This is a genomic window from Tenacibaculum sp. UWU-22 (assembly GCF_041021355.1).
Classification (GTDB): Bacteria; Bacteroidota; Bacteroidia; order Flavobacteriales; family Flavobacteriaceae; genus Polaribacter.
The window spans coordinates 27,695-45,160 of sequence record NZ_JBFNGP010000003.1; the positions used below are offsets into that span (position 1 = coordinate 27,695).

At 33.4% G+C, this 17,466-nt stretch carries 16 protein-coding genes; 6 read left to right on the forward strand and 10 right to left on the reverse strand.

Translation table 11 applies throughout. The annotated features are described in order from the left end of the window. The first annotated feature begins 58 nt into the window (after positions 1-58). Genes rfbA through rfbB form a run of 3 tightly spaced genes read left to right on the forward strand, consistent with a single transcriptional unit; the run spans position 59 to position 2,539 of the window. A complete protein-coding gene (gene rfbA / locus AB2B44_RS06640) occupies positions 59-934 on the forward strand; it encodes a glucose-1-phosphate thymidylyltransferase RfbA (protein WP_369048791.1) in 876 nt (291 codons plus the stop codon). A gap of 1 nt (position 935) precedes the next feature. Continuing rightward, positions 936-1,490, forward strand: coding sequence for a dTDP-4-dehydrorhamnose 3,5-epimerase (gene rfbC, locus AB2B44_RS06645; protein ID WP_369048792.1), 555 nt, complete (start codon positions 936-938; stop codon positions 1,488-1,490). Positions 1,491-1,492: 2 nt separating this feature from the next. Further along, positions 1,493-2,539: a dTDP-glucose 4,6-dehydratase gene (gene rfbB, locus AB2B44_RS06650; protein WP_369048793.1), complete on the forward strand. Its 1,047-nt coding sequence runs from the start codon at positions 1,493-1,495 to the stop codon at positions 2,537-2,539. Between the two features lie 105 nt (positions 2,540-2,644). On the opposite strand, the gene odhB is transcribed toward rfbB, so the two are convergent. The 7 genes from odhB to AB2B44_RS06685 all read right to left on the reverse strand — a co-directional run bounded on the left by odhB (position 2,645) and on the right by AB2B44_RS06685 (position 11,046). Then, a complete protein-coding gene (odhB, locus tag AB2B44_RS06655; RefSeq protein ID WP_369048794.1) occupies positions 2,645-3,856 on the reverse strand; it encodes a 2-oxoglutarate dehydrogenase complex dihydrolipoyllysine-residue succinyltransferase in 1,212 nt (403 codons plus the stop codon). Positions 3,857-3,951: 95 nt separating this feature from the next. Further along, a complete protein-coding gene (locus AB2B44_RS06660; protein ID WP_369048795.1) occupies positions 3,952-6,687 on the reverse strand; it encodes a 2-oxoglutarate dehydrogenase E1 component in 2,736 nt (911 codons plus the stop codon). 137 nt (positions 6,688-6,824) lie between these two features. Further along, the gene (gene pyk / locus AB2B44_RS06665; RefSeq protein ID WP_369048796.1) at positions 6,825-8,252 is read right to left on the reverse strand and encodes a pyruvate kinase; all 1,428 of its coding nucleotides are present in this window, start codon (positions 8,250-8,252) and stop codon (positions 6,825-6,827) included. Positions 8,253-8,254: 2 nt separating this feature from the next. Beyond that, the gene (locus AB2B44_RS06670; protein WP_369048797.1) at positions 8,255-8,725 is read right to left on the reverse strand and encodes an IPExxxVDY family protein; all 471 of its coding nucleotides are present in this window, start codon (positions 8,723-8,725) and stop codon (positions 8,255-8,257) included. 80 nt (positions 8,726-8,805) lie between these two features. Continuing rightward, entirely contained in the window at positions 8,806-9,543 is a 738-nt protein-coding gene (gene rnc, locus AB2B44_RS06675) for a ribonuclease III (protein ID WP_369048798.1), read from the reverse strand. 8 nt (positions 9,544-9,551) lie between these two features. Further along, entirely contained in the window at positions 9,552-10,802 is a 1,251-nt protein-coding gene (gene fabF / locus AB2B44_RS06680) for a beta-ketoacyl-ACP synthase II (protein WP_369048799.1), read from the reverse strand. Positions 10,803-10,809: 7 nt separating this feature from the next. Then, entirely contained in the window at positions 10,810-11,046 is a 237-nt protein-coding gene (locus AB2B44_RS06685) for an acyl carrier protein (RefSeq protein ID WP_320419046.1), read from the reverse strand. Positions 11,047-11,224: 178 nt separating this feature from the next. Between AB2B44_RS06685 and AB2B44_RS06690 the strand changes: the two genes are divergently transcribed. Both AB2B44_RS06690 and AB2B44_RS06695 read left to right on the forward strand, forming a co-directional pair. Next, a complete protein-coding gene (locus tag AB2B44_RS06690; protein WP_369048800.1) occupies positions 11,225-11,794 on the forward strand; it encodes a phosphoribosylglycinamide formyltransferase in 570 nt (189 codons plus the stop codon). Next, a complete protein-coding gene (locus tag AB2B44_RS06695; RefSeq protein ID WP_369048801.1) occupies positions 11,787-12,422 on the forward strand; it encodes a viroplasmin family protein in 636 nt (211 codons plus the stop codon). The genes AB2B44_RS06690 and AB2B44_RS06695 overlap by 8 nt, the downstream gene beginning before the upstream one ends. Before the next feature lie 103 nt (positions 12,423-12,525). Here the strand turns inward: AB2B44_RS06695 and tyrS are convergent, their stop codons facing one another. After that, positions 12,526-13,830 carry a tyrosine--tRNA ligase gene (tyrS, locus tag AB2B44_RS06700; protein WP_369048802.1) on the reverse strand — a complete coding sequence of 435 codons (1,305 nt, stop codon included), beginning with the start codon at positions 13,828-13,830 and terminating at the stop codon, positions 12,526-12,528. 62 nt (positions 13,831-13,892) lie between these two features. On the opposite strand from tyrS, the gene AB2B44_RS06705 reads away from it, so the two are divergent. Continuing rightward, positions 13,893-14,894, forward strand: a complete 1,002-nt coding sequence (locus AB2B44_RS06705) for an NAD-dependent epimerase/dehydratase family protein (protein WP_369048803.1) — start codon at positions 13,893-13,895, stop codon at positions 14,892-14,894. 5 nt (positions 14,895-14,899) lie between these two features. Here AB2B44_RS06705 and atpG read toward each other — a convergent pair whose 3' ends face one another. Continuing rightward, positions 14,900-15,760 (reverse strand): ATP synthase F1 subunit gamma, encoded by an 861-nt coding sequence (gene atpG, locus AB2B44_RS06710; protein WP_369048804.1) that lies wholly within the window; start codon positions 15,758-15,760, stop codon positions 14,900-14,902. Between the two features lie 76 nt (positions 15,761-15,836). Beyond that, entirely contained in the window at positions 15,837-17,417 is a 1,581-nt protein-coding gene (gene atpA / locus AB2B44_RS06715; protein WP_369048805.1) for a F0F1 ATP synthase subunit alpha, read from the reverse strand. Positions 17,418-17,466: the final 49 nt, after the last annotated feature.

Here is a 17,466-nt window from a genome sequence, read left to right on the forward strand (position 1 = left end):
TCTCTATTCAATATACTTTCATTACATTTACTTTCTTAAGTTATAAATTAACTCCCTAATGAAAGGCATCATACTAGCAGGCGGATCAGGTACACGTTTATACCCTATTACAAAAGGAGTATCTAAACAATTGCTCCCCGTATATGATAAGCCGATGGTATATTATCCCTTATCTGTATTGATGTTGGCAGGAATTAGAGAAATACTTATCATTTCAACTCCTGATGATTTATTTAATTTTAAAAAATTGTTGGGTACGGGTTCAAATTTAGGCATTTCGTTGTCTTATAAAGAACAACCTTCTCCTGACGGATTAGCACAAGCATTTATTATTGGAGAAGATTTTATAGGTAACGATGACGTTTGTTTAATTTTAGGCGATAATATTTTTTATGGTCACGGACTTCCAGAGATGCTTCAAAAAGCCAGAAAAAATACTCAGCAAAACCAAAAAGCAACCATATTTGGTTATACGGTAAAAGATGCACAACGTTATGGGGTGGTAGAATTTGATACCGATAAAAATGCAATTTCTATTGTTGAAAAACCCGCTAATCCTAAATCAAATTATGCAGTAGTAGGTTTGTATTTTTATCCGAATAATGTTGTTGACATTGCAAAAAACATAAAACCTTCAGAAAGAGGTGAGTTAGAAATTACGGATGTGAATCAAACCTATTTGCAAAAAAAAGCACTAAAAGTAGAACTGATGGGGCGCGGTTTTGCTTGGTTAGACACAGGTACAATTGATTCGCTAATGAGTGCTAGTCAGTTTATAGAAACAGTAGAAAAACGTCAAGGTCTAAAAGTAGCCTGTATAGAAGAAATAGCCTTGTATATGGGTTATATTAATAAAGAACAAGTAAAAGAAATAGCAAAATCGTTAAATAAAAACAGTTACGGAGACTATTTATTAAATTTAGTAAAAGACTAACATGCTTTTTACAAAAACAGATATTCCAGAAATTATTCTTATTGAACCGAAAGTTTTTCGAGATCAACGAGGTTATTTTTTCGAGTCATTTAACCAACGAGAATTTCAACAACAGGTTAAAGAAATAAATTTTGTTCAAGATAATGAATCAAAATCTATAAGAGGTGTTTTAAGAGGATTGCATTTTCAAAAGCCTCCTTTTGCACAAGCAAAGTTAGTTCGTTGTATTCAAGGAAAAGTGTTAGATGTTGTTGTTGACATCCGAAAAAACTCACCTACCTATGGTAAGCATATATCCGTAGAATTGTCAGAAGACAATAAAAAACAACTATTTATTCCTATAGGATTTGCGCATGGATTTGTCACCTTATCCGAAAAAGCTATAATTGCATATAAAGTTGATAATTGGTATGCTCCTAAATATGATTCAGGTATTATATGGAATGATGCTTGTCTAAATATAGATTGGAAAATTAGTTTAGAAGAAACGTTATTATCAAATAAAGATACAGCGCTATCAACTTTTAAAGATTTAGATACCCCATTTAATTACTAAAGATGAAAAACATTTTAATTACTGGAGGAGCTGGTTTTATAGGGTCTCATGTAGTACGATTATTTGTAAATAAATACCCTGATTATAAAATCATTAATCTTGATAAGCTTACTTATGCGGGTAATTTAGAAAATTTAAAAGACCTTGAAAGCAAGCCTAATTATACGTTTATAAAGGCGGATATTTGTGATTCTAAAACAATAGACAAAGTATTCAAAGAATATAAAATTGATAGCGTAATTCATTTAGCGGCAGAATCACATGTTGATCGATCGATAAAAGACCCTTTTTCGTTTGCAAAAACCAATGTTTTAGGAACTTTAAATTTATTACAAGCAGCTAAAAATAATTGGGTAGAAGATGTTAATAAATTATTTTATCATATTTCTACAGATGAGGTTTATGGCAGTTTAAATGATAGTGGTTTTTTTACAGAAAACACCCCTTACGACCCACATTCACCATATTCTGCTTCAAAAGCAGCTTCAGACCATTTTGTAAGAGCTTTTAGCAATACTTATAAGTTACCCATAGTTATTTCAAATTGCTCTAATAATTATGGGCCTAATCAATTTCCTGAAAAATTAATTCCGTTATTTATAAATAACATTTGTAACAATAAACCGTTGCCCATATATGGAAAAGGAGAAAATGTGAGAGATTGGTTATATGTAGAAGATCATGCTAAAGCAATTGACACGATTTTTCATAAAGGAAAATTCGGTGAAACCTACAATGTTGGCGGGTTTAATGAGTGGAAGAATATTGATTTAATAAAAGTCTTAATAAAAACAGTAGATAAATTGTTGGGGAGAAAAGAAGGAACATCTAAAAAATTAATAAGCTATGTTGCCGATAGAGCGGGGCATGATTATAGATACGCTATAGATGCCTCAAAATTAAAAAACGAATTAGGATGGCAACCGTCCTTACAATTTAAAGAAGGAATAGAAAAAACCGCGCAATGGTACTTAGATAATCAAGATTGGGTGAAAAACATTACTACTGGAGACTACCAAAAGTACTATCAAGAAATGTATAAGGAGTAATTGGGGAGATAATTACTTTAAAAAAAAGCAGGGTTAACTTTAAAATTAACCCTGCTTTTTTGTTTATAAGAAACTATAAATCTCGTTGGTTAATAATAAAACCAATTATAGTTCTAATGCTTTTGTAGGATTGTTATCCATTAATATTTCTATAGGGTTTTCTAAGGCTTCTTTAACAGCTACTAAAAATCCTACCGATTCACGACCATCAATAATTCGATGGTCATACGATAAAGCAACGTACATTATAGGTTGAATTACTACTTGACCGTCAACAGCCATCGGACGATTTACAATATTATGCATGCCTAGAATAGCACTTTGAGGTGGATTAATAATAGGCGTTGATAACATCGATCCAAATACACCTCCGTTGGTAATGGTAAAGGTTCCTCCAGTCATTTCATCAACAGTAATTTGACCATCTCGAGCTCTTAGTGCTAGACGTTTTACTTCGCTTTCAACACCTCTAAATGTTAAGTTTTCAGCATTTCTAATTACAGGCACCATTAATCCTTTTGGTCCTGAAACAGCAATTGAAATGTCTTGAAAATCGTAACTAACTTTATAATCGTCATCAATCATAGAGTTTACTTCGGGATACATTTGTAAAGCACGAACTACAGCTTTGGTAAAAAAGCTCATAAAGCCTAAACCAACTCCATGTTTTGTTTTAAAATCTTCTTTATATTGTTTACGTAAATCAAAAATAGGTTGCATGTTTACTTCGTTAAAAGTCGTTAACATGGCTGTTTCATTTTTAACAGAAACTAGTCGTTGAGCCACCTTTCTACGAAGCATCGATAATTTTTTTCGCTCACTACCTCGAGACCCAGCACCAGGTGTTCCCATAGAAGGCACAGCTTTTAAAGCATCTTCTTTGGTTATTCTACCGTCTTTTCCGGTGCCTTTAATTTCGCTAGCAGAAATACCTTTTTCAGCTAATACCTTTTTTGCTGCTGGTGATGCTGTTCCAGTTGCATAGGTTTCTTTTACAGCTTCTGCCTTTGGTGCTTCAGCTTCTTTGGCTTTAGTGGGTTGACTCTCTTTTTTGGGTGCACTAGAACCATCAGGTTTTGGTGCATCCATATCAATTAAACAAACTACAGCACCTACAGCAACAGCATCACCCTCTTCTGCTTTTAAAGTAATTACACCACTTTCTTCAGCAGGTAATTCTAAAGTTGCTTTATCAGAATCTACCTCGGCAATAGGCTGGTCTTTTTCTACATAATCACCATCCTCAACTAACCAAGTTGCTATTTCTACTTCTGTAATTGATTCTCCCGGAGAGGGAACTTTCATTTCTAAAATCATCAATTGTTTATTTTTGTTAAATGCTTTTTAGTATTATATTGGTTTTTATTTTGTTACACGACTTTTATAGAAATCGAGTAACAAAATTACTTATTTTAATCAAATACTTGATTTATTACTTTTTGATGTCGTTGTTTAAAACGAGTACTCGAACCTGCAGCAGGAGCAGAGTGATATTCTCTTGAGGCACATTCTAATTTTACCAAATCAAATCGCTCTAACATATAACTCCACGCCCCCATGTTTTTAGGCTCTTCTTGTGCCCAAACATATCGTTGTGCATTTTTATATTTTTTGAGTACAGCACTAATTTTTTTGGTGTGCAATGGAAATAACTGCTCAATTCGAATAAGGGCTACGTCATCACGATTTAATTTTTCGCGTTCAGCTAGCAAATCGTAATAAAATTTTCCCATGCATAACACCACTTTTTTTACCTTATCAGGATTAATAGTGTCATCAATTATTTCTTGAAAACCTCCTTGGGCTAATTCTTCAATAGTGTTTACTGCTTTTGGATGGCGTAGTAAACTTTTGGGTGTAAATACAATCAGAGGCTTTCTAAAATCGCGTTTTACTTGTCTGCGCAATAAGTGATACATGTTTGCAGGATTTGAACAGTTTGCAACAGTCATATTATCAATACCACATTGTTGTAAAAAACGTTCTATTCTTGCCGATGAGTGCTCAGGCCCTTGACCTTCATACCCATGAGGAAGTAATACGACTAATCCGTTTTGCAATTTCCATTTATCTTCGGCAGAGGTTATATATTGGTCAAATATAATTTGAGCACCATTGGCAAAATCACCAAATTGGGCTTCCCAAATCGTTAGGGTGTTTGGAGAAGCCATAGCGTAACCATAATCAAAACCTAACACTCCGTATTCGGATAAAAGTGAGTTGTATATGGTCATTACACCTTTATTTTTTTTGTTGGTATTTAAAAGGTTAACTCTTTCTTCTGAAACTTCATCACGTAAAATAGCGTGACGATGTGAAAAGGTTCCTCTTTCTACATCTTCACCAGAAATTCGCACATTATATCCTTCTTCTAACAGGGTGCCATAGGCTAAGGTTTCTGCTGTTCCCCAGTCTAATTGATTAGTTTCAAAAACCATTGTGGCACGTCCTTTTAAAATACGTTCTGCTTTACGAACAAATTTTACGCCTTCAGGTACAGTAGAAACAATTTTTGCAATATTTTTTAATGCTTTTATATCGTAGGTTGTGTCTACTGGTTTTAGCATATCTTCTAGTTGCTTACGCACAAAGTTTTTCCATACATTTGGCATAAACTCATGAATAGTAGAGGTAGTTTTTTTCTTAGATTCGGTAAATTCTGCTTCTAAGTATTCTTTATATTCGTCTGTAATTTCTTTTATGTAATCTTGAGATATACTTCCTTCTTCAATTAATTTAGTGGCATAAATTTCTTTGGCATTTTTATGCTTAGAAATGGCCTTATATAGCTTAGGTTGGGTAAAACGAGGTTCGTCTCCTTCGTTATGACCATATTTTCTATAGCCTAGTAAATCAATAAAAACATCACGTTTAAATTTCATTCTAAATTCTAATGCCATTTCCATAGCATGGCATACCGCTTCTGCATCATCGGCATTTACATGTAAGACGGGCGAAAGGGTAACTTTTGCAACATCGGTACAATAGGTGCTAGAACGAGCATCTAGATAATTGGTTGTAAAACCTATTTGATTATTAACTACAACATGAATGGTTCCGCCAGTTTTATAGCCGTTTAATTGCGCCATTTGTATTACTTCATATACAATACCTTGACCAGCAATTGCCGCATCGCCATGTACAACGATAGGAAGAATTTTGTTGTTGTTTCCGCTGTATTCTAAATCTATTTTGGCTCTAACAATACCTTCTGCAACAGCATCAACAGTTTCTAAGTGTGACGGATTAGGCACCAAATTCATTTTCATGTTTTGTCCGTCTTTGTAGGTTTTGCTAAGTGTTAAACCTAAGTGATATTTTACATCACCGTCTATAGATTGGTCTTCAAAATCTTTACCTTCAAACTCGCTAAATAATTCGCGAACAGGTTTTTTAAATATGTTTACTAAGGTGTTTAATCGCCCTCGGTGCGCCATTCCTATTACACACTCTTCAACATCATATAATTCGGCAGCGTTACGAAGTGCTACACTAATTCCCGGAATAAGAGTTTCACCTCCTTCTAACGAAAATCGTTTTTGCCCTACATATTTTGTCTGCAAAAAACCTTCAAAAGTGGCTGCTTGATTTAATTTGGTTAAAATATATTTTTTTGCATCTAAGCTGTAACTTGGATGGTTGTCGTTTTTATTTAATCGATTTTGCCACCATTTAAGCTCTTCTGGATTACGCAGGTACATATATTCTATACCAATACTATCGCAATAAATTTCGGTAAGGTGGGTAATTATTTCGGATAATTTTTTTGGACCGATGCCTAAAATTTCACCAGCACTAAAAACAGTAGATAAATCGTTTTTATTTAATCCGAAGTTTTCAATATCAAGTGTAGGAGAGTACTTTCGTCTATCACGAACAGGATTGGTTTTTGTAAACAAATGTCCACGTGTACGGTAACCATTAATTAAATCGATTACTAAAAATTCTTTACGAACTTCTTCTGGAATTTTAACCGATGTTTCGTCAAAACCATCATCTGTTAGTGAATAATTTTCATTAGCTAAATCGTAACCTTGGAAAAAACTTCTCCAACTGGGCTCTATTGAGTCAGGGTTTTTTTGATATTTTTCGTATAAATCTCCAATAAAACCAGTATGTGCGGCATTTAAAAATGAAAATTTGTCCATATATAATTCAATACGTTACTTGTAAAGTTTTAATTCGGACAAAAATACAACTTTTGCTAAAAATACCTTTGTTTTTTTAGTTTTAAATTAAGAATATAACAGTTAAGTTATAAAATTGATTTATAGTTGTTTTACATTTAGTCTATTTCTGAAATTCGCAAAGTATTAACCATTCCTTTTTCTTTAACGGGCATTGATGTTAAATTAATCATATAATCGCCAGTTTTTACAAAACCTTTGTTTTTAGCCATTTTGTTAATATCAGCAACGGTATCGTCTGTACTTACTTCTCGGTCGTAATAAAAAGCACGAACTCCCCAAAGTAAATTTAATTTTCCTAAAATTCTTTTTTCAGATGAAAAAGCTAATACATGCGATTTGGGTCGCCAAGCAGAAATTTGAAATGCGGTATAGCCACTATTGGTTAAGGTAGAAATAGCAGTAGCTTTTATGTCGTCGGCCATTTGAGCGGCATGATGACATACCGATTTGGATATAAATCGATTTGTGCGTATGTGAGGTGGTTTAACGGGTACTTTAATTAAAGGAGAGTATTCTACGCTTCTAATAATTTCAGTCATTTTTTTTATTACTTCTATAGGATGTTTACCAACTGAAGTTTCACCTGATAACATTACTGCATCAGCACCATCCATAATAGAGTTAGCCACATCATTTACTTCGGCTCTAGTTGGCACTGAATTTTCAATCATCGTTTCCATCATTTGGGTAGCAATGATTATTGGAATTCTAGCTAATTTAGCTTTTTGTACTAACATTTTTTGAATTAGAGGTACTTCTTGCATAGGTATTTCAACACCTAAATCACCTCGAGCAACCATTAATCCATCACAATATGGAATTAAGGCATCAATACTTTCTACGGCTTCAGGTTTTTCTATTTTAGCAATTACAGGAACTCGGTAAGTAGATTTTTGCGCTATTAAATCGCGAAGCATTCGTAAATCTTCAGGGTTTCTAACAAACGAAAGCGCTATCCAATCCACCTCTTGTTCTAAGGCAAAAATAGCGTCTTTTTTGTCTTTTTCTGTTAATGCGGGTAGCGATATGTTTGTGTTGGGTAAATTCACCCCTTTTTTAGATTTTAAAACACCGCCAACAATAACTTTGGTTTTTACTTCTTTATTTTTATCTGTGGCAATAACTTGAAACATTAATTTACCATCATCAACCAAAATGTTTTCTCCAGGTTTTACATCTTTTGGAAAACGTTGATAAGTCATATAGGCTTTTTCTTTTGTGCCTACACACTCTTCTGTTGTAAAAATAAATGTATCGCCAGCTTGCAACTCAACATTTTCTTCCATAAAACCTACCCGTAATTTTGGTCCTTGTAAATCTGCCAAAATAGCTAAATTATAACCATTTTCTTTGTTGATTTCGCGTATTTGTTTAATGCGTTGTTTAACAATGTCATAATCTGCGTGCGAAAAGTTTATTCTGAAAACATTTACTCCAGTCGCCGCCATTTTTTGTATAATCTCTTTCGTGTTCGTGGCTGGTCCTAAAGTGGCTACTATTTTAGTTTTTTTGTTATTTGGCATAGTTAAAAAATTAAAAAATCTTTCGATTTTAAGGTGTTAATGTCAATTGTATATGCAGTAATTATCTGTGCTATTTTATTTATTTTTTCTACCGATTCGGCTATGTATTGTTCGCTGTAATTTCCTTCGATTTTAATAAAATAATCTACCTTCTTTTTTTCAGGAATTAAATATGTGGTTATGGTATTTTCTTCAAATAAACTAGAATCTGTAGGTTTAAAAACAGCTTTGTGCACATTTGATAATAGGTGCCAGTGTGTATCTAGTTTTTTATCTTGATACTCGTAAAGTGCAAAAAAAGCATTATTATTTTTGTTTTCAAAATCTAAGTCTTTACTGGCTCGAGAAAATTTAACGTTTAATTGTTGATTTAACAGGTAGGTAAATTTATAATCTTTTATAGCAGTATGCACCCCTATTAAGGTGTAATCATTATTTGAAAACTCATCTATTTCTAAAGTGTATACTGGCATAAATAACACAAAATTAATTCAGGCTAAATTACGCATTGTATTGGTATTTTTCTGTAAAATTAACGAAAACGTTACCTTAACTATGAGTTTTCTATTTGATTTTGCAATGCGTAATAGGTGCGTTTTGCGGCCATTTCTTCTGCTTTCTTTTTAGAAGTTGCTCTGCCTTTGGCTATTTGCTGGCCATCAATGCTAATTTTTACGCTAAAATGTTTTTTGTTTTGGTTGCCAGTATCTTCGTAGGTTTCGAACTGATAAGTTCTTTTTTTCTTTTGACACCATTCAATAATTAACCCTTTGTAACTTGTAATTTTACCCTCTAAACGCTCTATATCTACATATGGTTTAATAAGGTTGTCGTAAATAAATTGCTTACAATAATTATAACCTCTGTCTAAATAAATGGCACCCACAAGAGCTTCAAATATATTACCGTAAATATTATTGCCAATATGTTCTTTTAAAACATTACTTTTTACATATTGTAGTAAATTCAATTCTTTACCTAACTCATTTAAATGTTCGCGACTTACTATTTTAGATCGCATTTGGGTTAAGTCGCCTTCACTGCCTTGAGGTATTTTTTTAAATAAATAGGAAGCAATAACGGCTCCAAGCATGGCGTCGCCTAAAAATTCTAACCGTTCGTAATTTATGGGGTTTCCTTTGGTGTCAACCTTTTTTAAAGAACGATGAATGAATGCCTTTTTATAAAGGCTAAGTGTTATAGGCTTAAAATTAAGCAGTTCTTTTAACTGGTAGTAAAATTCTTCGTCTTTTTTTGATTGTGGTTTTACTATTCTACGAAGAAAACTCATACATTAAATTATTCTATTTTTTTAAATGCTACACAAGCATTATGACCGCCAAAACCAAAGGTGTTACTCATAGCAACATTGATATTTCGTTTTTGAGCCTTGTTAAATGTTAAATTTAATTCTGGATTAATATTTTCATCTACAACGGTATGGTTAATTGTTGGAGGAATAATGCCATTTTCTATTGCTAAAATAGAGGCAATAGCTTCAATTGCTCCAGCAGCACCTAATAAGTGACCTGTCATTGACTTTGTAGAGTTAATATTAATGTTTTTAGCATGGTCGCCAAATACTTTTGAAATGGCTTTTAATTCGGCTACATCACCTAAAGGAGTAGAAGTTCCATGAGTGTTAATGTGATCTATATCTTCAGGTTTTAAACCAGCGTCTTCAAGGCAGTTTTTCATTACTGCTACAACTCCAATACCATCTGGATGTGGAGCTGTCATGTGGTAAGCATCTGATGATAATCCTCCACCAAGCACTTCAGCATAAATTTTAGCTCCACGTGCTTTTGCATGTTCGTATTCTTCTAAAACAATAGCACCAGCACCTTCTCCAAGAACAAAGCCGTCACGTTCTGCATCAAAAGGTCTTGATGCAGTTTTAGGGCTATCATTTCGAGTAGATAATGCCTGTAGGGCGTTAAATCCGCCAATACCTGCAATAGTAACTGCAGCTTCACTACCACCTGTAACAATTACATCGCAATGTCCTAAACGAATATAATTAAGGGCATCAATTAAAGCATTTGCCGATGATGCGCAAGCAGATACGGTAGTGTAGTTGGGGCCCATAAACCCATATTTAATAGAGATGTTGCCTGGGGCAATATCTGCAATCATTTTAGGGATGAAAAATGGATTGAATCTAGGCGTTCCGTCACCTTCTGCAAAGTTTAATACTTCGTTTTGAAAAGTTTCTAATCCACCAATACCCGCACCCCAAATAACGCCAACCTTGAATTTATTTATGGTGTCTAAATCTAGTTTGGCATTTGCAATAGCTTCATCAGAGGCAACCATTGCATATTGGGCAAACCTATCCATTTTACGCACCTCTTTTCTGTGGATAAAATCGGTAGGTTCAAAATCTTTCAATTCACATGCAAAACGAGTTTTGAACTTGGATGCATCAAAATAAGTTATCGGTGCTGCACCGCTAACGCCATTAATTAAACCATTCCAATAATCTTCAACGTTATTGCCAATTGGTGTTAATGCACCAAGTCCAGTTACTACAACTCGTTTTAATCGCATATAAATATTACTTTTTTGCCTCTTCTATATAACTAATAGCTTGACCAACTGTTCCAATATTTTCAGCTTGATCGTCTGGGATTTGAATATCAAATTCTTTTTCGAATTCCATAATTAGTTCAACGGTATCTAAAGAATCTGCTCCTAAATCGTTAGTGAAGCTTGCTTCGTTAGTTACTTCGTTATCGTCAACACCTAATTTGTCAACGATTATAGCTTTTACTCTTGATGCAATGTCTGACATAATCTTCTAATTTTAAAATTTAAATCGGGGCAAAAATACCATTTTTATCAATTCTAACTAATTTTTCCCCGAAAATGTGACACCTAAAATAAAAAAAAATGTTTAATCTTTTATAATAGATATCCTTATTTGTTAATATTTATTCTTTTTTTTGCACTTACAATAGAATTTAGCGAGTATGAAACGTCTAGTTATTTTTGCTTCTGGGTCTGGTACTAATGCAGAAAATATTATCCAGTACTTTCAAACCACCAAAACTGCTGCAGTTACACATGTGCTGTCTAACAATGAACATGCCAAAGTTTTTGAGCGTTGTGAACGCTTACAAGTGCCTGCAACTCTTTTCGATAAAAAAAGTCTTACAGTAGAAGATACAGTACTTCAATTTTTAAAACAAGAAGCTGATTATATTATTCTTGCAGGATTTTTATGGAAAATACCGTCAAGAATTGTAGCTGCTTTTCCTAATAAAATAATTAATATTCATCCTGCATTGTTGCCAAAATATGGAGGTAAAGGTATGTATGGTATGCATGTACATAAGGCGGTAAAAGAAAATAATGAACGTGAAACAGGAATTACCATTCATTATGTTAATGAGCAATATGATGAGGGAGCTATTATTTTTCAAGCAAAAACGGAGGTTTCTGCAGAAGATACACCTGAAGACATTGCGGATAAAGTACACAAATTAGAATACACGTTTTTTCCTAAAATAATTGAAGACGTTATTGGGCAAAATGACTAGGAAAAAACAAAAATATTATGTGGTTTGGAGGGGCGTAAAGACAGGGGTTTTCACGAGTTGGGAAGACTGTAAAAAACAAATAGAAAATTTTAAAGGAGCTCAATATAAGTCGTTTAATACTAAAGATGAAGCACTTGTGGCCTATAGCAAGAATTATGCTGACTATAGAAAATCAGCTAGTAAATTATTATCGTTAGCGGCAAAAGAAAAATATGGCAAACCTATTTTAAAAAGTTTATCGGTAGATGCGGCTTGCTCAGGAAATCCTGGACTATTAGAATATAGAGGGGTTTTAACAGATACAAAAAAGCAGATTTTTATTGAAGGCCCTTTTAAAAAAGGCACTAATAATATTGGTGAATTTTTGGCATTGGTACACGGTATAGCCTTGTTAAAGCGTAAAAATTTACCTGATTTCCCCATTTATTCTGATTCTAAAACCGCGATAAGTTGGGTGAAAAAAAGGCATTGTAAAACAACTCTTAAGTTTGACGCTGAAAATAGTGAGTTGTTAGCTATTATTAAGCGTGCCGAAAAATGGTTGCAAGAAAATACCTTTAAAAACCCTATTTTAAAATGGGAAACCAAAGCTTGGGGCGAAATACCCGCTGATTTTGGAAGAAAATAGTGATTTTAATATTCGTTGCTGTTATAAATAGATCTAAGAATATTTAAAAATAAAAGGCATCGGTGTTAAGTGATGCCTTTTTTAATAGGGTGTAAAATGCTATTTATGCTACTTTTAACAAAAAATAATTTTTTTTGCCTCGTTGCAATAATACATAATTGTTAGCGATAAGGTCGTTAGAAGTGATTATAAAATCTTCTTTTACCTTTTCTTTATTAACCGATATCGCATTTTCTTTTAATGCTCTACGCGCCTCTCCATTTGATTTTAAAAAGTTGGTTTTTGTAGCAAGAGCATCAATCATAGATAAACCATTTGCTATATCTTGGGTTAAAATCTCTGCTTGCGGAACACCGTTAAACACTTCTAAAAAGGTTTGTTCATCTAATACTTTTAAATCGTTAGCAGTTGATTTTCCAAATAAAATATTAGAGGCAATAATGGCTTTTTCTAATTCTTTTTTTGAGTGAACAAAAGTGGTGATTTCTTCAGCTAATTTTTTTTGCAATATTCTTAGGTGGGGGGCTGTGTTGTGTTCAGCAATTAACGACTCTATAGTTTTTTGATCTAAAAATGTAAATATCTTTATATATTTTTCAGCATCTTCATCAGAAGTGTTTACCCAAAATTGATAAAATTTATAAACCGATGTTTTATCGGCATCTAACCATATGTTACCGCCTTCTGATTTTCCAAATTTAGAACCGTCGGCTTTGGTAATTAATGGGCAGGTAGCAGCAAACGCTTTAGCGTCTTGTTCGGTAGTCATTCTACGAACTAGTTCGGTACCTGTTGTAATATTTCCCCATTGGTCAGAACCGCCCATTTGCAATTTGCAATTGTAGGTTTTGTAGAGATGATAAAAATCGTATCCTTGAATAAGTTGGTAGGTAAATTCAGTAAAACTCATTCCGCCACCACCTTCGCCTGAAATTCTTTTTTTTACAGAATCTTTTGCCATCATATAATTAACGGTAATACGTTTACCTACATCACGAGCAAAATTGATAAAAGAAAAGTCTTTCATCCAATCGTAATTGTTAACTAAAAGAGGTGCGTTTTTGGCAGGATTATCAAAATTTAAAAACCGAGCTAAGGTTTTTTTAATTCCCGCAACATTTTTGGCTAACGTTTCTTCATTTAATAAGTTTCGTTCGTCTGATTTTCCTGACGGGTCTCCAATCATACCTGTTGCTCCGCCGACTAAAGCAATTGGTCGATGCCCTGCTCTTTCTATATGCACCAATAAAATAATAGGTACTAAACTACCTATGTGTAAAGAATCTGATGTAGGGTCAAAACCAATATAAACCGATGTTGGTTCGTTTTGTAATTGTTCTTCGGTTCCTGGCATTATATCATGAATCATACCTCGCCAACGCAGTTCTGAAACTAAATTTTTGGTCATTTTTTTGTTTTTTTAAAGGCACAAAGATAAGTTTATAGAACAAAAAAAACTAAATTAGCTGTATGATTTTAGTTACTGGAGCAACAGGATTAGTGGGGTCGCATTTATTATGTTATCTAACGTTAAAAAACAATAAAGTTAGGGCAATATACAGAACAGAGAAAAAGCGTGAATATGTAAAAACAATTTTTTCGTATTATACTTCTGATGTACAAAAACAGTATGCTAAAATAGAATGGGTTAAAGCTGACATTACCGATATTTCTTCATTATACCCAGTATTTAAAGATGTTTGTGAAGTGTACCATTGTGCAGCGTTAATATCTTTTAGTTCAAGCAACTATGAAAAAATGCGTTTGATAAATATTGAAGGCACAGCAAATATTGTAAACTTTTCGATAGACGCTAAAGTTAAAAAATTATGTTTTGTAAGTTCAATAGCTACTTTAGGTGATAATGTAAAAAAAGAACCCATAACAGAAGAAAATGAGTGGAATGAAGAAAATAATGATTATGCCATTACCAAATATGGGGCAGAAATGGAAGTTTGGCGAGCCAGTCAAGAGGGGGTTGATGTGGTAGTTGTAAATCCAGGAGTTATTTTAGGAGGAGGTTTTTGGAATACTGGTTCAGGACAAATTTTTACTCAAATTTATAATGGTTTTAATTTTTATACTAAAGGTGTTACGGGGTTTGTTGGGGTTTATGATGTAGTTAAAGCAATGGTTTTGTTAATGGAGTCTTCTGTTAAAAATGAGCGATTTATTTTAGTTTCTGAAAACAAATCGTTTAAAGAAGTTATGTTTGCCATTGCTGATGGTTTAGATAAAAAACGCCCACACATAAAAATAGGGAAAATTGTAACTGCTCTTTTTTGGAGATTAAGTTGGGTAATATCTAAAGTTACAGGTAAAGAACCATTACTAACTAAAAATTCATCAGAATCATCGCACTCAAAGTCGTATTATTCGTCAGAAAAAATAAAAAAAGAAGCAAGTTTTACATTTGAATCTATAAAAGATGTAATAGCTAAAACTTGCGCTCAGTTTTTACTTGATAAGTAATTGTTTTAGTTGTTTAATGCTTCTGCACCACCAACAATTTCTAAAATTTCGTTAGTAATAGCTGCTTGACGAGCTTTATTATAAGTTAATAATAATTCGTCACGCAACTCGGTTGCATTATCGGTTGCTTTATGCATAGCAGTCATACGCGCACCATGTTCAGAAGCAAAACTATCTCTAATAGATTTGTATAATTGCATTTTTAATGATTTAGGAATCAATTCTAATACAATTTTTTCTTTAGAAGGCTCAAAAATATAATCTAAGTTTACTGAGGTGTCGCTTTCTACAGGTTTAATAGGCAAAAATTGTTCTACCATAGGTGTTTGAGTTGCCGCATTTTTAAATTGATTATAAATCAATTCTATTTTGTCATATTTTTCATCGGCATAAATACCCATTAATTTTTCAGCAATTACAGCAACGGAATCAAAAGAGAGGTTGTCAAAAACACTATTATTGTTTTCAATAACCGTGTAGCTTTTTGATAAGATATCGTTTCCTTTTTTTCCGATAGTTAATAAATCTACAGATGAGTTTGCGTATTTTTCATTAATTGTTTTTATAGTTTCTTTAATAATAGATGAATTAAAGCCACCACATAAACCTCGATTAGAAGTAATAACAACTAATAATACTTTTTTCACCTCTCTTTGAGTTGAATAAACGCCTCCAGCATCAGCATCTAATGTTGCACTTAAACTTTGTAACAGTTGAGTAAGCTTAGATGAATAAGGACGCATTGCCGTAATAGCATCTTGGGCTTTTTTCAACTTTGCAGCCGATACCATTTTCATGGCACTGGTAATTTGCATAGTTGACTTAATTGAGGTAATTCTGTTACGTATTTCTTTTAAGTTTGCCATACTTTGTAGTATTTACTATTTAATATTGAGTATTAAGAATAAATTTACCCTTAATACTCAATATAGAAGTCTTTTATTAAGCTGAAAATTTTGCTGAAATTTCTTTAGCAGCATCTGTTAAAACATCGATTACTTCGTCAGTTAATTTACCTGATTTTAAAGTATCTAATGAATCTCTATGTTTTGCATTTAAATAGGCTATATAGTCTTTTTCAAACTCTTTAACCTTTTCTACAGGTACTTCTTTTAACAAGTTTTTCGATCCAGCATAAATAATAGCAATTTGGTCTTCTACAGTAAATGGGTCGTTTTGTGCTTGTTTTAAAATTTCAACGTTTCGTTTCCCTTTTTCAATTACATTCATTGTAGCAGCATCTAAATCAGATCCAAATTTAGCAAAAGCTTCTAATTCACGATATTGAGCTTGGTCTAGTTTTAAAGTCCCAGATACTTTTTTCATCGATTTAATTTGAGCATTTCCTCCTACACGTGATACCGAAATACCTACGTTAATTGCAGGACGAACCCCAGAGTTAAATAAATCGGACTCTAAAAATATTTGACCATCTGTAATTGAAATAACATTGGTAGGAATATAAGCAGATACGTCACCCGCTTGTGTTTCGATAATAGGTAATGCTGTTAATGAACCTCCACCTTTTACTTTGCCCTTTAAGGCTTCAGGTAAATCATTCATTTCAGCGGCAATAGCATCATCGTTAATCACTTTTGCAGCGCGTTCTAATAATCTTGAGTGTAAATAAAATACGTCACCAGGATAAGCCTCACGTCCTGGAGGTCTTCTTAATAATAAAGAAACCTCTCTATAGGCAACAGCTTGTTTTGATAAATCATCATAAATAATTAAAGCAGGTCTACCTGTGTCTCTAAAAAACTCTCCAATAGCGGCTCCAGCAAAAGGAGCATATACTTGCATAGGAGCTGGGTCAGAGGCATTTGCAGCAACAATAGTGGTGTATGCTAAGGCTCCTTTTTCTTCTAACATGTTTGCTATAGCAGCTACTGTAGAAGCTTTTTGACCTACAGCTACGTAGATACAATATACTGGTTGACCAGCATCGTAAAATTCTTTTTGATTTAGAATGGTGTCAATGGCAACGGTAGATTTACCTGTTTGACGGTCACCAATAATTAGCTCACGTTGTCCACGACCAACCGGAATCATAGCATCAATAGATTTGATACCTGTTTGTAAGGGTTCTGTTACTGGTTCACGATAAATAACTCCAGGAGCCTTACGTTCTAGAGGCATTTCGTAGGTTTCACCTTCAATAGGTCCTTTACCATCTATAGGTTGTCCTAAAGTGTCTACAACACGACCAACAATACCTTCACCCGCTCTTAAAGAAGCAATTCTTTTTGTACGTTTTACCGTAGAACCTTCTTTTACGTCTGTAGAGGCACCTAATAATACTACCCCTGCATTGTCTTCTTCTAAATTTAATACAATACCTTCTAATCCGTTGTCAAATTCAACTAATTCTCCATATTGTACATTCGATAATCCAAATACACGAGCAATACCGTCACCTACTTGTAAAACGGTTCCTACTTCGTTTAAAGTAGCTGTTGCTTCAAAATTTGTTAATTGTTGCTTTAAAATTGCTGATACTTCAGCTGGTTTAATTGCTGCCATCTTTGTTTTTGTTTTGCTTTATAGGCTATATACTTTAAGCTTTTAGCTT

Bases quoted from the DNA above. Each gene is read 5' to 3' on its own strand.
- AB2B44_RS06660 (WP_369048795.1), bottom strand. From the start codon at position 6,687: ATGGACAAATTTTCATTTTTAAATGCCGCACATACTGGTTTTATTGGA.
- fabF (WP_369048799.1), bottom strand. From the start codon at position 10,802: ATGCGATTAAAACGAGTTGTAGTAACTGGACTTGGTGCATTAACACCA.
- rnc (WP_369048798.1), bottom strand. From the start codon at position 9,543: ATGAGTTTTCTTCGTAGAATAGTAAAACCACAATCAAAAAAAGACGAA.
- AB2B44_RS06690 (WP_369048800.1), top strand. From the start codon at position 11,225: ATGAAACGTCTAGTTATTTTTGCTTCTGGGTCTGGTACTAATGCAGAA.
- rfbA (WP_369048791.1), top strand. From the start codon at position 59: ATGAAAGGCATCATACTAGCAGGCGGATCAGGTACACGTTTATACCCT.
- rfbB (WP_369048793.1), top strand. From the start codon at position 1,493: ATGAAAAACATTTTAATTACTGGAGGAGCTGGTTTTATAGGGTCTCAT.
- atpA (WP_369048805.1), bottom strand. From the start codon at position 17,417: ATGGCAGCAATTAAACCAGCTGAAGTATCAGCAATTTTAAAGCAACAA.
- rfbC (WP_369048792.1), top strand. From the start codon at position 936: ATGCTTTTTACAAAAACAGATATTCCAGAAATTATTCTTATTGAACCG.
- AB2B44_RS06685 (WP_320419046.1), bottom strand. From the start codon at position 11,046: ATGTCAGACATTGCATCAAGAGTAAAAGCTATAATCGTTGACAAATTA.
- atpG (WP_369048804.1), bottom strand. From the start codon at position 15,760: ATGGCAAACTTAAAAGAAATACGTAACAGAATTACCTCAATTAAGTCA.
- AB2B44_RS06670 (WP_369048797.1), bottom strand. From the start codon at position 8,725: ATGCCAGTATACACTTTAGAAATAGATGAGTTTTCAAATAATGATTAC.
- tyrS (WP_369048802.1), bottom strand. From the start codon at position 13,830: ATGACCAAAAATTTAGTTTCAGAACTGCGTTGGCGAGGTATGATTCAT.
- AB2B44_RS06705 (WP_369048803.1), top strand. From the start codon at position 13,893: ATGATTTTAGTTACTGGAGCAACAGGATTAGTGGGGTCGCATTTATTA.
- AB2B44_RS06695 (WP_369048801.1), top strand. From the start codon at position 11,787: ATGACTAGGAAAAAACAAAAATATTATGTGGTTTGGAGGGGCGTAAAG.
- odhB (WP_369048794.1), bottom strand. From the start codon at position 3,856: ATGATTTTAGAAATGAAAGTTCCCTCTCCGGGAGAATCAATTACAGAA.
- pyk (WP_369048796.1), bottom strand. From the start codon at position 8,252: ATGCCAAATAACAAAAAAACTAAAATAGTAGCCACTTTAGGACCAGCC.